The sequence below is a fragment of the Salinicola sp. CR57 genome (assembly GCF_003206585.1).
Classification (GTDB): domain Bacteria; phylum Pseudomonadota; class Gammaproteobacteria; order Pseudomonadales; family Halomonadaceae; genus Salinicola; species Salinicola lusitanus.
The window spans coordinates 42410-54590 of the sequence record NZ_PZJL01000001.1 but is presented as its reverse complement, the minus strand read 5'-3'; the positions used below and the strand labels follow the sequence as shown (position 1 = coordinate 54590).

Below are 12181 nucleotides of genomic sequence, written 5' to 3'. Positions count from 1 at the left end.
ACCCGCCCGGCCCATCTCGCCGGGGCTTGGTGACACTGTATGAGGGGTAACGTCCGACGACCGTCAGACCATCGGCTAGCTTCGACGAATGGACGCCGAACCGGGCACGATGGGGGGGCGTGTTCGGCCCGTGCCATCGCGCCGTGGGCGTGCAGACTCTCGGCAGGGGTGATGTCGACACGCTAGCCGCCGATACTGTCCAGCAGCGCCATCTGCGCAGCGGGAATCTCCAGCGCTGCTGCCTGGATATTCTGCTGCAGATGGTCGGGGGACGAGGTGCCGGGAATCAACAGGATGTTGGGTGAGCGGGCCAGCAGCCAGGCCAGTGCTACCTGCATCGGGGTGGCATCCAGCGTCGCCGCGACCTCGGTGAGCGTCTGTGACTGGAGTGGGGTGAATCCGCCCAGCGGGAAGAACGGCACGTAGGGAATGCCGTCCGCGGCCAGCTGGTCGATCAGCGCATCGTCGGCGCGGTTGGCCAGGTTGAACTGGTTCTGCACGCAGACGATGGGCACGATCTTCTGTCCGTCGGCCACCTGGGTCGGCGTGACGTTACTCATGCCGATATGCTTGATCAGGCCGCGCTCGCGCAGTTCCGCCAGTGTCGTCAGCGGGGCCTCCAGCGAGCCCTCCGCCGGCCCGTGCACGTCCAGCATGCTGCGCAGGTTGACGACTTCCATCTGCTCCAGCCCCAAATTACGCAGGTTGTCTTCCACCGCCTGGGTCAGCTCGGCGGGTGAGAGGGCGGGCAGCCAGGCGCCGGTGTCATCGCGCCGGGCGCTGACCTTGGTAACGAGGCAAAGATCGCTCGGATAGGGGTGCAACGCCTGCTTGATGAGCTGATTGGTGATGTGGGGGCCGTAGAAATCCGAGGTGTCGATATGATCGATACCGGCGGCGATGACATCCTTGAGCACTTGAACGGCGCGAGCGGAATCCTCGGGCGGGCCGAACACGCCGGGGCCGGCCAACTGCATCGCCCCGTAGCCCAGTCGTTTGACCTGGCGGTTGCCGAGTGTATAGGTGCCAGCCTTGTCGATGAGGGACATGCGTTCACTCCTGTGTCGATGATGGGGCCTCAGACGCCCCGATGTGTCCTCATGGTAGGCGCGTCAGGTCTGTGCGACTATTGGTCTCAATTCATACAGGGCGTGCGGAGAAATGCACAATGAGTGCCGATCTCGGTGATCTTCAGGTCGTGCTGGCCGTGGCCAGAGCCAAGGGGTTTCGGGAAGCGGCGCGACTGAGCGGTAGTAGCCCATCACGCTTGAGCGATGCGGTGCGGCGTGCGGAAACCGCACTTGGCATCCGGCTGTTTCATCGCACCACGCGGGCGGTGACGCTGACCGAGGCCGGTGCTGCCCTGGTCGCGCGGCTGGCGCCAGCGGTCGAGGAGGTCGAAAACGCCCTGGATGCGATCAATGGCTTCCGGGATCGCCCCGCCGGCACGCTTCGTCTCAATGTGCCGGTCAGTGCGGCGCGGCTGATCCTGCCATCGATCCTGCCCGATTTCCTCAAGGCCTACCCGGAGATCCGCGTGGAGGTCACCGCCGACAGCGCCGCGACGGATACGCTGGCGGCGGGCTTCGATGCCGGCATTCGCTATGACGAATTGCTCGAGCAGGACATGATCGCCGTGCCCATCGGTCCGCGCGAGCAGCGTTTTGCGCTGGTGGCCTCGCCCGACTACCTGGCGCGTCGCGGCACGCCCACGCACCCCCGCGACCTGCTGCAGCATGCCTGTATCCGTGGCCGCTTCACCAACGGTAACCGGGCGGCATGGGAGTTCGAGCGCGGCGAGGAGTCGATGCGCATCGAGCCCACCGGCCCTTTGACGATCAGCATCGGCGGCGGCGTGGATCTTGGTGTCGAGGCGGTACTGCAAGGCGTCGGCTTGATCATGCTGTTCGAGCAGTGGCTTGAACCGTACCTTCAAAGCGGCGCGCTGGTGCCGGTGCTCGAATCCTGGTGGCCGCGGTTCACGGGACCCTATCTCTACTATTCGGATCGAAGGCTGGTACCCGCGCCGCTACGGGCCTTCATCGATTTCGTTCGCGATCGCGGCTAGCGTGGCCGGCGGCGCAATAACGTATCCTGATTCTCTTCGCCGCTTCCCTGGAGCTTTCCATGCGCATGTCGCCGCTGCCGCCGCTCAACGCTCTGATCGCTTTCGAAGCGGCGGTGAGACACATGAGTTTCACTCGCGCCGCGGTCGAGCTGAATCTGTCCCAGAGCGCGGTGAGCCGCCAGATCGTTCACCTGGAGCAGTTCCTGGGACGCAAGCTGTTCATCCGCGAGCAGCGCCAGCTGACGCTGACCCGTGCGGGCGAAACCTATGCGCTGCAGGTGCGCTCGATTCTGGACGACTGCGTCAACGCCACCGCCGAGGTGATGAAGAGCACTGGCGAGAACGAGTTGACGGTGGCCTGTACCGCGGGGGTGGCCCAGTTCTGGATGGCGCCACGGCTGGGCGATTTCCGGCGTCAGTACCCCAACTTCAAGCTGCGCCTGATCGTGCGCGACGGCGTGACTTCGCTCTCCTCGTTCGAGTTCGATATCGGGCTCTACTATCTGAAACAGGCGTCCCTGCCAGGATTCGAAACCACTCATGCAATCCCCGAGAAGGTCTTCCCGGTCTGCGCGCCCGCCTATCTCGCGGCGTGTCGCGAGCGTTACGGCCTCGCTGAGCACCAGAAGCTCGAGCCCGAGCATATCCTGCAGGAGACGCTGTTGACCCTGGAGGATGCCCAGAGCCTGTGGATCTCCTGGCGCGACTGGTTTCAATACCACGATGTGACCATCTCGCCGTCGACCCAGGCGGTGATCTTCAATCACTACCCCACGCTGGTCGAAATGGCGGTATTCGAGCAAGGCATCGTTCTCGGCTGGCGCCACGTCATCGACAGCCAGATCGAGCGTGGCCGCCTGGTGGTCGCCTCTGACCACTGGGCCAGCCATGGCGGCGGCTACTATCTGATCACGCCGGACGAGCGTCGGGAAAACGTCGCCACGCGCTGTTTCAAGCGCTGGCTGCTGGAGATATCACCGCGGGAAGAGTGAGCGGGCGATCGATGCGCTGGCCGCATGCTGCCATGCGTTTTTAGCGCTTTTCATGGGCTCGAGGCGCTGGGTAGGCTCAATCCGTATTCGAGTCACCCACAAGAGCCCAAGCCATGACCGAACCTACCTCCTCCCGCGCGACCCCGGCGGTGCTGTTCCGTAATGCCAGCCTGGTCGACGGATCCTCCCCGCAGCCACGGCCCGGCGTGCACGTCCTGGTCGAGGGTGACCGCATCACCCAGGTTTCCGACTCGCCCATCGAGGCACCCCGGGACGCCCGCGTGATCGACCTCGAAGGGCGCACGCTGATGCCGGGCCTGATCGACTGCCATGTCCACGTGATTGCGACCACGGCCGACCTCGGTGCCAACGCGCTGCTGCCGGACGCCCTGGTGGCCGCGCGCGCGACGCCAATTATGGAAGGCATGCTGATGCGAGGCTTCACCACGGTGCGCGACGTGGGCGGTGCCGACCGGGGGATCCAGCAGGCGGTGGCGGAAGGGCTCTTCGTCGGGCCGCGGCTGGTGATCTGCGGCAAGGCGCTGTCCCAGACGGGGGGGCACAATGACTACCGCGGCTTCTATGATGAGCGTGACGACCAGTACCAGACCCGGCGACTGGGATCGATGGGGCGTATCTGCGACGGCGTCGAATCGGTGCGTCGTGCGGTGCGCCAGGAGATCAAGGCCGGCGCCCAGTTCATCAAGGTGATGGCCAACGGCGGCGTCTCCTCGCCCAGCGATCCGATCGATTTCCTGAGTTTCTCGGTGGAGGAGCTCGAGACCATCGTCGAGGAGGCCAGCAACGCCCAGACCTATGTCAGCGCTCATCTCTACACCGACGAGGCGATTCGACGTGCCGTCGAGGCCGGCGTCCGCTCGCTCGAGCACTGCAACCTGATCACGGCGGACACGGCCCGACTGGCAGCAGAGCGTGGTGCCATGGCCTGCCCCACCCTGGTGACCTACGAACGTCTCAAGATCGAAGGCGCCGACTACGGCCTCAAGCCCGAGTCGGTGGCCAAGATCGACGACGTGCGCCTGGCAGGGCTGGAGAGTCTGGTCACCATGCGCGAGGCCGGCCTGGAGATGGCCTACGGCACCGATCTGCTCGGTGAGATGCATCCGCATCAGTCGGAGGAGTTCGTGATCCGCGCCCAGGTCCTGCCGGCCCATGAGGTGATCCGCAGCGCCACCGCCACGGCGGCCAAGCTGCTGCGGATGGAAGGCGAGATCGGCTGTGTCGCGCCGGGGGCTTGGGCGGATTTGATCGTGGTCGACGGCAATCCACTGGAAGACATGAGCCTGCTGGCCGGCCAGGGCAAGCACCTGTCGCTGATCATGCAGGGCGGCCGTGCGGTCAAGGATCGCTTGAGCCGCTGACACCCGTTCGGTCCGGGGCGAGCGTTCGCGCCGGGTCGGCACAACGACACGCAAGACAGTCACGACGCATAACAATCACGACTCATAACAAAAGAACGGGAGACTGCGATCATGCAGGCATTCTTCGTCATCGCGTATATCGTGTTGATGGTCGTCATCGGGCTCTACTTCTCGCGACGCAAGGTTCACGACGACACCGACTTCATCGTGGCGGGGCGTTCGCTCTCCACGCTGGTGCTGACCGCGACGCTGCTGGCCACCTTCGTCGGCTCCGGCTCCATCGTCGGCGGCGCCAGCTTCGTGTTCCAGCACGGCCCGGGGGCGGCAATCTTCTTCTTCGCCGGCACGCCGATCGCGGCGCTGGTGGTCTACTTCCTGCTGGCGCAGAAGATGCGGCGTTCGCGGGCAACCACCATTCCCGGGCTGATCGAGGAGCGGTTCGGCTCCACGGCGCGCTCGATCGCATCACTGATCATCCTGCTGGCCTACGTCGGCATCGTCTCCTACCAGTTCACCGGGGCGGGCCAGGCGCTCAACCTGGCGTTCGGCCTGCCGGTGTGGCAGGGGGTGGTGATCGCCGCGCTGGTGATGATCGGGCTGGCGACCATGGGCGGGCTGGTCTCGGTGGCCTATACCGACTACCTGAGCGCCATCATCATCTTTGGCAGCATGCTGATCGCCTTGCCGCTAGTGCTGACTCGGCTGGGCGGTCTCGGCGACATGATGGATGCGCTGCCGGCCACGCACCAGACACTGCTCGGCGGTCTCACGCCATGGCAGGCGCTGGGCTATTTCCTGCCGCTGTTCCTGCTGATTCTGGGTGACCAGAACCTGTTTCAGCGCTTTGCCGCCGCGCGGGATCCGGCCACCGCCAAGAAGGCCGCGATGGGGCTGGTCATCGCCTCCATCGTCTGCACCTCGCTGATTACCCTGCTGGTCTGTGCCACGCGGGTGATGTATCCCGATATCACGCCGTCGACCGCGATGATGACCCTGGCCCAGCAGGGGTTGCCCACGGTGGTCGGCGGGCTGCTGCTGGCGTCTCTGGTGGCGCTGCTGCTGACCACCGGCAACTCGTACCTGCTGTCGGCTTCGGCCAGCCTGACCCAGGACATTCTTGGTGGGTTGCTGAAACTGAATATCCCGGCGGGCAAGGCGCTGCTCGTCAACCGGCTGACCGTGGTCGGGCTGGGCATTCTGGCCTGGGTCCTGGGGGCGTTCTTCCCCAGCGTGCTGGCGATGCAGATGTACTCCTACGGCATGTACGGGGCGGCGATCACCCCGGTGTTCCTGGCCGCGCTGCTGTGGCCGCGGGCGACCCCGGCCGGGGCGCTGGCGGCGATGATCGTTGGCGGCGTGATGACGCTGGTGTGGGAGATCGCGCTGGGCAAGCCGATGGGCTGGAATAGCGTGCTGGTGGCGATGCCGCTGGCGGCGCTGACGCTGATCGCGGTGAGTCTGGCCGGGCGGCGCCCTGCGGCGGTCTCGAGTACGGCCTGAAGATGGCGAGAACGTTGGCAGAAACGTCTAACACCACGGCCGTGGTGTTTACGGCACCCGGTTCAGCGCGGCAACCAGCCACGGGCGATCAGCGGCGCCAGCAGCCGCCGGTGGATGCCTCGGGCCAGCCCGTGCAGCGCCGGCATGTAGTAGGCCTCGCCGCGCGCGGCGAGTAGCGCCATCGTGCCGGAAATGAGCAGTGCCCCCAGCATGTCCAGGGGAAAGTGCACCCCCAGATAGATTCGCGACCAGGCGATGCCCAGGCCGATGGCGGCGAAGATCACCCCCAGTGGGCGCAGCTCCCGCGACAGCAGCAGGGTCACCGCGGCGGCGGTGATCACCGTCATGTGGTCGCTGGGGAAGGAGCTGTCGGCGGCGTGGCTCAGGTAGGTGTGCCCCACTGGCAGCATGAACGGGCGCGGATGACTCCACGCCAGCCCGATCACGCTGTTGACGCCGAGCGCCGCGACGCAGGCCACCAGGCCGCGCAGCGCCAGGCGCTGGCGGGCCGGATCGCGCTGCAGCCAGCCGAGAATCATCAGTAGCGGCACGAGATAGATGGCGTAGATGGCCAGGGCATAGGCCAGTGACAGGGTCAGATGCGAAGCGTGCGACGGGGCATTGAGCCAGGCGAAGAGACGTAAGTTGAAAGATTCCATGATCCGGTACGGTAGCGTCCTGAATGAAGCCGCTCATGCTACAGCCGCCAGGGAAGGCGATTCGCAGGAATTGGTAACGATAGTGTGATTTTTTATTCGCCACCCCGCGCGGGTGTCTGCCGGCGGCAACGCTTCGTCAGTATGATTTCCGCCACCCGTGGGGCACGCCACGATGTCCGCCAGCCGAACCCCGAGTGCGACTAAAGTCTGGTCCAGCCGAATGCCGTGACCGCTCCCGGATCCCGCCGCAAAAATCTTTTCTATTCATAGGCTTGAAATCGTCTTGTCGATGGCCATCCATTTTCTTTGGAGCCCATCGAGAAAAAGCGATTTGTGACGCCACAATCGGCCGTGACACCTTCCCAAGCCATGACACATGCGTTACAGGGCGTGACTCATGGCAGCGAAGAACCTGGGCGATCCCCCTCCTTCTGTCCAGTGCCGCAATGTCGCTCTGACGAGGCCCGTCGTGACGTCCGCGTCGTTGACATCGCGCGTCCCGCATTACGCCTGTAGCCGATAGCGCCGCCGACCCTCGTCGCGTCGTTCCGGGTGTTCGTACCGGACGATACGACGCTATTGGCCCCGACTTACGACATTCGAGACAGCCTACCCATGACTTTATCCCAGCAATTGGCGGCACGGATCGTGGCGTTGACCTATGAGGATCTTCCGGCGACCGCCATCGACAATGCCAAGACGGCGATTCTCGACACGTTAGGCTGCGCGCTTGCCGGAGCCAGGGAACATGCGGTTGACACCTTGATGGCGACGCCCGGGATGGCGACTTCTGGCGAGTGTTCGCTAATGGGCCGGAGCGAACGCCTAGACCTATTGAGTGCCGCGCTGATCAACGGGTGTGCCGCGCACGCGCTCGACTTCGATGACGTCAATACTGCCATGGGCGGGCATCCGTCCGCGCCGCTGCTGGCGGGGCTGTTGCCGTTGGCGGAGGAACTCGATAGCAGCGGGAGGACGCTACTGCTCTCCTTCATCGCGGGGTTCGAGACCGAAACGCGACTGGCGCGGGCGGTCAATTTCTATCATTACGATCTTGGCTGGCATCCGACCGCCACGCTAGGCGTATTCGGCACCGCTGCCGCCTGCGCCAAGCTTCTGAACTTGAGCGCGAACCGTACTGCGACAGCGCTCAGCATCTGCGTGAGCCTCGCCAGCGGCGTCAAAGCCAACTTCGGCACCATGACCAAGCCTTTCCACGTCGGACACGCCGCGCGTCATGGCGTGATGGCGGCACTGATGGCACGCCAGGGTTTCTCTGCCAGTCTGGACGCCTTCGAACATCGTCAGGGCTTCTTCAACGTCTTCAACGGCGAGGGCAATTACCATGCCAATCGCGTCCTCGAGAATTGGGCCGCGCCGCTCGATATCGTCACGCCGGGAATCGGCATCAAGCTCTACCCATGCTGTGACAGCACCCACGCCAGCATCGATGCCGTACGCTTGCTCCAGGGCGAGCAGGCGTTCGATGTCACGGATGTAGAACGCGTCGTGGTGACGATTCATCCGCTACGCCTGACCCACGTCGACCGCCCCATACTGCGCAGTGCGACCGATGCCAAGTTCAGCGTCCAGTACTGTATAACGCGGACATTGCTGGATGGGCGAATTGATTTCGATAGTTTTACCGAGCATGCCTATGAGAACGAGGCGGTGAAGTCGCTGATGGCCAAGGTCGAAACGCGCCCTCATGCCCATAGCGCGCCGACCCCCGAGGGAAACTATCTCACCGAGCTTTGCATCGTGCTGCGAGACGGGTCGCAGCGGTTCAAGCGGCTGGACCGCCCGTTGGGGCGTCACGCCGAAGAGCCTGCGCCGACAGCCATGATTCGCGCCAAGTTCGACCGCTGCACGGTGCATGTCCTATCCGCCGAAGCCGGCTCACGACTGCATGATACCGTCATGGGATTGGAAACGCTGATGCGCGTGAGCGAGTTGACGGCGCAGGCCCGTTCCACCGAATGACGGGCGGGACCATCACCTGAGGAACCAACGTACTCACTCGGCCGGGTTTGCCATGCACGGCGCCGACAGGCCCCGTAAGGTCATGGCGAGCGTGGCGCTGGCGCTTGTCGGCGTGGTTGTTCAGTGCGTACAACGGTCGTTCGAGCCCTCGCGCCCAGCCCGTGTCGGCTAACGCTCTGTTGTTTCTCCCTCCCATCTTCTCGGCTGCGCACTGTTACTTGTGAACCCTTGCGCGGCTGATTCTCCTCAGCGCTGTCATCCGTGCCGCTGTCGGCTCGACGATGCGGTGTCGTGACGAAGGAGCACGCTGCTGGCACCGATTCGGCGTGCAGTCCTCGTCCCCAAGTCAAAGCCGATGGCCACGGCATGGCTCCGGGATTTCGGCCCATGGCGAGGCTATCGGCGAGGGTAATATGGCAGGTAGAACACTGTAACTTTAGTCTAAGATTGGCTCGGTATCCCCTCTTATACCTAAGTTCATGTTGTTCATAAATATTTGATTTCTAATATGAATAAAAAGATTCTACCGACGGTGAAAGCTAGGTATAGCGCAATGCTATGGGTCTGGCAAAAAAACGCATTCGTGGCGCTTTAGCTTTTTCCCTAGCGTGGCTCCCCAGACCACAGAGGGGAGAGGTACATGAAAGCCATATCCAAGGGACTGATGCCAACGGTCGTTGTCTGCATCGCGCTTATGGGGGCATCTATCGCCTTCATCGTCATGGGCGCAGGCCTTCCATTGGAATCGGCGATGTTTCCATTGGCCGTTCTCGGCGTCGTGTGTGTCTTGAGCGTCGTGCTGCTCGTGCAGTCCTGCCTGCAGGACCGCAAGCGGGAGGCCGGCGAGGGTCATCCCGAAAGCCTGGGCAAGGTCGTGCTCGGCCTGTTCTGCGTGCTGGTCTACCTGGTGGCCGTTGCCAAGCTCGGCTTCTATGCCTCCACCTTTCTGATGATTCCGCTGATGAGCGCGGCATTCGGTTATCGCCGATGGGAGCGCGGCCTGTTCGGCTCGGCGCTATTCACGGTGATGCTCTATCTGCTGTTCGACATGGCCATGGGCAGAAGCTTGCCCCATGGCTGGCTGATGTGAGGCAAGTCCATGTTTGAAGCACTCTGGCACTCCCTGCCCGATATTCTGAGCGTCAGCAGTCTGCTGGCCGTCGCGGTCGGCGTCGTCGCCGGCATTTTTCTCGGTGCATTGCCGGGGTTGAGTGCCACGCTCGGCATCTCGGTATTGCTCCCTTTCACCTTCGGCATGAGCCCGCAGGTTGCGCTCGGGATGATGGCGGGGATCTATAACGGCTCGATGTACGGTGGCGCCATTCCCGCCATCCTGTTGCGTATCCCTGGCACGCCAGCGGCCGTGGCAACCACCTTCGATGGCTACCCGATGGCGCAGCAGGGCCGTGCCAACAAGGCGCTGCGCGTGGCGCTTGTCTCCTCTGCCATCGGTGGTTTGGCCAGTGGACTGGCGCTGATGTTGCTGGCGCCGCCGCTGGGCAGTGTGACGCTAATGTTCGGGCCAACCGAGATTTTCTGGGTCTCCGTGTTCGGCATTCTGAGCATCGCATTATTGATCAAGGGCAACGCCCTGAAAGGGTTGATCAGCGCAGGCATTGGTATCTTCGTCGCCACGGTTGGGATCGACCCGGTGAGTGCCAATGAGCGCTTTACCTTCGGCTCGCTTTATCTCGATGACGGTATCAGCGTGATCGTGCTGCTGATTGGGCTGTATGCGATGCCACCGGTCATCGACACCTTGGTCAATCCACAGAATGGTGAAGAGAGCCACGTCAAAGAGGTGGACGACGAAGGTTTCTTCAGGTCTTTGGCATCAATGCTCGGCTACTGGAAAACTTGGTTACGGGCATCTCTGATCGGTATCGCAGTAGGCATTTTGCCGGGCGCTGGTGGGTCCTTCGGGACATTCATCAGTTACAACGAAGCCAAGCGAAGTGCGCGCAACTCGGAAGCGTGGGGTAAGGGGGAGCCAGAGGGCGTCGCCGCCGCCGAGACCTGCAACAACGCCGATACCGCGGCTTCGATGATCCCGGCGCTGACCCTGGGCATCCCCGGCACCTCGGTGGCTGCTGTCATGCTGGGGGGATTTCTCATCCATGGACTGCAGCCTGGCCCCAACCTGTTCCGAGAGCACCCGGACGAGGTGTTCGGCTTCATGTGGCAGTTCCTGATTGCGTCGGTGATGCTGCTATTTCTTGGCGGGTCCGTGGCGACCCGACTCTTCTCCAAGGTGCTCCATCTGCCGAGACCGCTGCTGGGCAGCATCATCCTTTCGCTGATGGTGGTCGGCGCCTACTCGATTCACGAAACCCTGTTCGACGTCTTCTTGATGTTCGGTTTCGGGGTGTTCGGTTACGTACTCGAGAAGCTCAAATTCCCGATGGCGCCCATCGTGCTTGGCGTCATCTTGGGCGGGTTCATGGAGTACAACTTCCGTATTTCGATGCTGATGAGCGGCAACGATCCCGCCGTGCTGTGGGGCTCGGCTCCATCGATCGTGCTCATTGCGATGATCGTGATGCTGATCGTCTTGACGTGCTTCAAGCAACGTCTGTCGTCGCTGATCGGTAAAAGACTCACCAACTAGGAGAGGCACCATGTTGAATCACCGGAACAAGATGACAATGATGACGGGCCTGGTGGCGTTGATGCCGCTGGTGGCTCAGGCCGACTTTCCGGACAAGGACATTACCATCGTGGTCGGCTACGGACCCGGTGGGGGGACCGATATTACCGCGCGTGTGGTCGGGCGCTATCTCGAGAAGTACTTGGATGGCGATGCCAGCGTGGTGGTCAAGAACGTCAAAGGGGCCGGTGGCGTCATCGCGCTGACCCAGGTATCCCGGGCCGATCCCGATGGCTATACGGTGGGGACCTTCAACGTGCCCGCATCGATCGGGCGGATGGTCGACCGCAAAGTGAGCTACGACCTCGATAGCTTCGAATTTCTCTCCAGTGTCACTTCGGATCCCAATACGCTGATCACTCAGCGCGATGACGATATCGATTCGCTGGAAGATCTTAAGCAGACATGCGCCGATGGCGGCCAGTTGACGCTTGGCCTGGCGGGATACGGTGGTGAAGACCACTTCGCCGCCAAACAGGTCGAGAGTGCCCTGGGCTGTCACTTCACTTACGTGCCACTGGGCGGCGACGGCTCGGCCCGGACGGCACTGATGGGCGGGCATGTTGACCTCGCGGTCGTCAACGTCAGTGCCGCCTACAATTATCAGGATTCCGTGAATTTCCTGGGTGTAATGGATGAATCTCGCTCGGCGTACCTGCAGGACGTGCCGACCTTCGAGGAGCAGGGTTACGATATCGACATGGCCTCGACTCGGGGCTACGTGCTGCCCAAGGGAACGCCGACAGCGATCGTCGACCAGTATAATGAAGCCTTCGCCAAAATGTTCGAGGATCCCGAGTTTCTCAAGGACATGAGCCGAGAGGCGGTACCCGCGGCCTATCTCGATGCCGATGCCTGGAAAGGGCTGGTCGAGCAGCAGCACCAGGCCGTCGTCGAGCTCTGGAACCGCGACCCCTGGAAGTGAGGGCGCGCTCAGGCCTGGGTTAGCC

Annotated in this window: 10 protein-coding genes; 8 read left to right on the top strand and 2 right to left on the bottom strand. The window is 63.0% G+C overall.

Annotation, left to right across the window (positions count from 1 at the left end):
- Nucleotides 1-182: 182 nt before the first annotated feature.
- Nucleotides 183-1049, bottom strand: a complete 867-nt coding sequence (locus DOM56_RS00240; protein WP_110706980.1) for an aldo/keto reductase family oxidoreductase — start codon at nucleotides 1047-1049, stop codon at nucleotides 183-185.
- 119 nt (nucleotides 1050-1168) lie between these two features.
- Between DOM56_RS00240 and DOM56_RS00235 the strand changes: the two genes are divergently transcribed.
- The 4 genes from DOM56_RS00235 (at nucleotide 1169) to DOM56_RS00220 (ending at nucleotide 5942) form a co-directional block, all read left to right on the top strand.
- A complete protein-coding gene (locus DOM56_RS00235) occupies nucleotides 1169-2068 on the top strand; it encodes a LysR family transcriptional regulator (RefSeq protein WP_110706979.1) in 900 nt (299 codons plus the stop codon).
- Between the two features lie 59 nt (nucleotides 2069-2127).
- Nucleotides 2128-3060, top strand: coding sequence for a LysR substrate-binding domain-containing protein (locus tag DOM56_RS00230; RefSeq protein ID WP_110706978.1), 933 nt, complete (start codon nucleotides 2128-2130; stop codon nucleotides 3058-3060).
- Between the two features lie 113 nt (nucleotides 3061-3173).
- Nucleotides 3174-4442, top strand: a complete 1269-nt coding sequence (locus tag DOM56_RS00225; RefSeq protein WP_110597586.1) for an amidohydrolase family protein — start codon at nucleotides 3174-3176, stop codon at nucleotides 4440-4442.
- A gap of 111 nt (nucleotides 4443-4553) precedes the next feature.
- Complete coding sequence (locus DOM56_RS00220) at nucleotides 4554-5942, top strand: sodium:solute symporter family protein (RefSeq protein ID WP_198655626.1); 1389 nt, start codon at nucleotides 4554-4556, stop codon at nucleotides 5940-5942.
- A 62-nt stretch (nucleotides 5943-6004) separates the two neighbouring features.
- On the opposite strand, the gene DOM56_RS00215 is transcribed toward DOM56_RS00220, so the two are convergent.
- The gene (locus tag DOM56_RS00215; RefSeq protein ID WP_110706977.1) at nucleotides 6005-6601 is read right to left on the bottom strand and encodes a phosphatase PAP2 family protein; all 597 of its coding nucleotides are present in this window, start codon (nucleotides 6599-6601) and stop codon (nucleotides 6005-6007) included.
- Between the two features lie 615 nt (nucleotides 6602-7216).
- Between DOM56_RS00215 and DOM56_RS00210 the strand changes: the two genes are divergently transcribed.
- The 4 genes from DOM56_RS00210 (at nucleotide 7217) to DOM56_RS00195 (ending at nucleotide 12156) form a co-directional block, all read left to right on the top strand.
- Entirely contained in the window at nucleotides 7217-8584 is a 1368-nt protein-coding gene (locus DOM56_RS00210; RefSeq protein WP_110706976.1) for an MmgE/PrpD family protein, read from the top strand.
- A 640-nt stretch (nucleotides 8585-9224) separates the two neighbouring features.
- Nucleotides 9225-9674 (top strand): tripartite tricarboxylate transporter TctB family protein, encoded by a 450-nt coding sequence (locus DOM56_RS00205; protein WP_110706975.1) that lies wholly within the window; start codon nucleotides 9225-9227, stop codon nucleotides 9672-9674.
- Between the two features lie 9 nt (nucleotides 9675-9683).
- Nucleotides 9684-11192, top strand: coding sequence for a tripartite tricarboxylate transporter permease (locus DOM56_RS00200; RefSeq protein WP_110706974.1), 1509 nt, complete (start codon nucleotides 9684-9686; stop codon nucleotides 11190-11192).
- 10 nt (nucleotides 11193-11202) lie between these two features.
- On the top strand, nucleotides 11203-12156 hold the full coding sequence (locus tag DOM56_RS00195) for a tripartite tricarboxylate transporter substrate binding protein (RefSeq protein ID WP_110706973.1): 954 nt from the start codon (nucleotides 11203-11205) through the stop codon (nucleotides 12154-12156).
- Nucleotides 12157-12181 lie beyond the last annotated feature (25 nt).

Coding starts and splice junctions, on each gene's coding strand:
- DOM56_RS00240 (WP_110706980.1), bottom strand. CDS start 1,049: ATGTCCCTCATCGACAAGGCTGGCACCTATACACTCGGCAACCGCCAG.
- DOM56_RS00235 (WP_110706979.1), top strand. CDS start 1,169: ATGAGTGCCGATCTCGGTGATCTTCAGGTCGTGCTGGCCGTGGCCAGA.
- DOM56_RS00230 (WP_110706978.1), top strand. CDS start 2,128: ATGCGCATGTCGCCGCTGCCGCCGCTCAACGCTCTGATCGCTTTCGAA.
- DOM56_RS00225 (WP_110597586.1), top strand. CDS start 3,174: ATGACCGAACCTACCTCCTCCCGCGCGACCCCGGCGGTGCTGTTCCGT.
- DOM56_RS00220 (WP_198655626.1), top strand. CDS start 4,554: ATGCAGGCATTCTTCGTCATCGCGTATATCGTGTTGATGGTCGTCATC.
- DOM56_RS00215 (WP_110706977.1), bottom strand. CDS start 6,601: ATGGAATCTTTCAACTTACGTCTCTTCGCCTGGCTCAATGCCCCGTCG.
- DOM56_RS00210 (WP_110706976.1), top strand. CDS start 7,217: ATGACTTTATCCCAGCAATTGGCGGCACGGATCGTGGCGTTGACCTAT.
- DOM56_RS00205 (WP_110706975.1), top strand. CDS start 9,225: ATGAAAGCCATATCCAAGGGACTGATGCCAACGGTCGTTGTCTGCATC.
- DOM56_RS00200 (WP_110706974.1), top strand. CDS start 9,684: ATGTTTGAAGCACTCTGGCACTCCCTGCCCGATATTCTGAGCGTCAGC.
- DOM56_RS00195 (WP_110706973.1), top strand. CDS start 11,203: ATGTTGAATCACCGGAACAAGATGACAATGATGACGGGCCTGGTGGCG.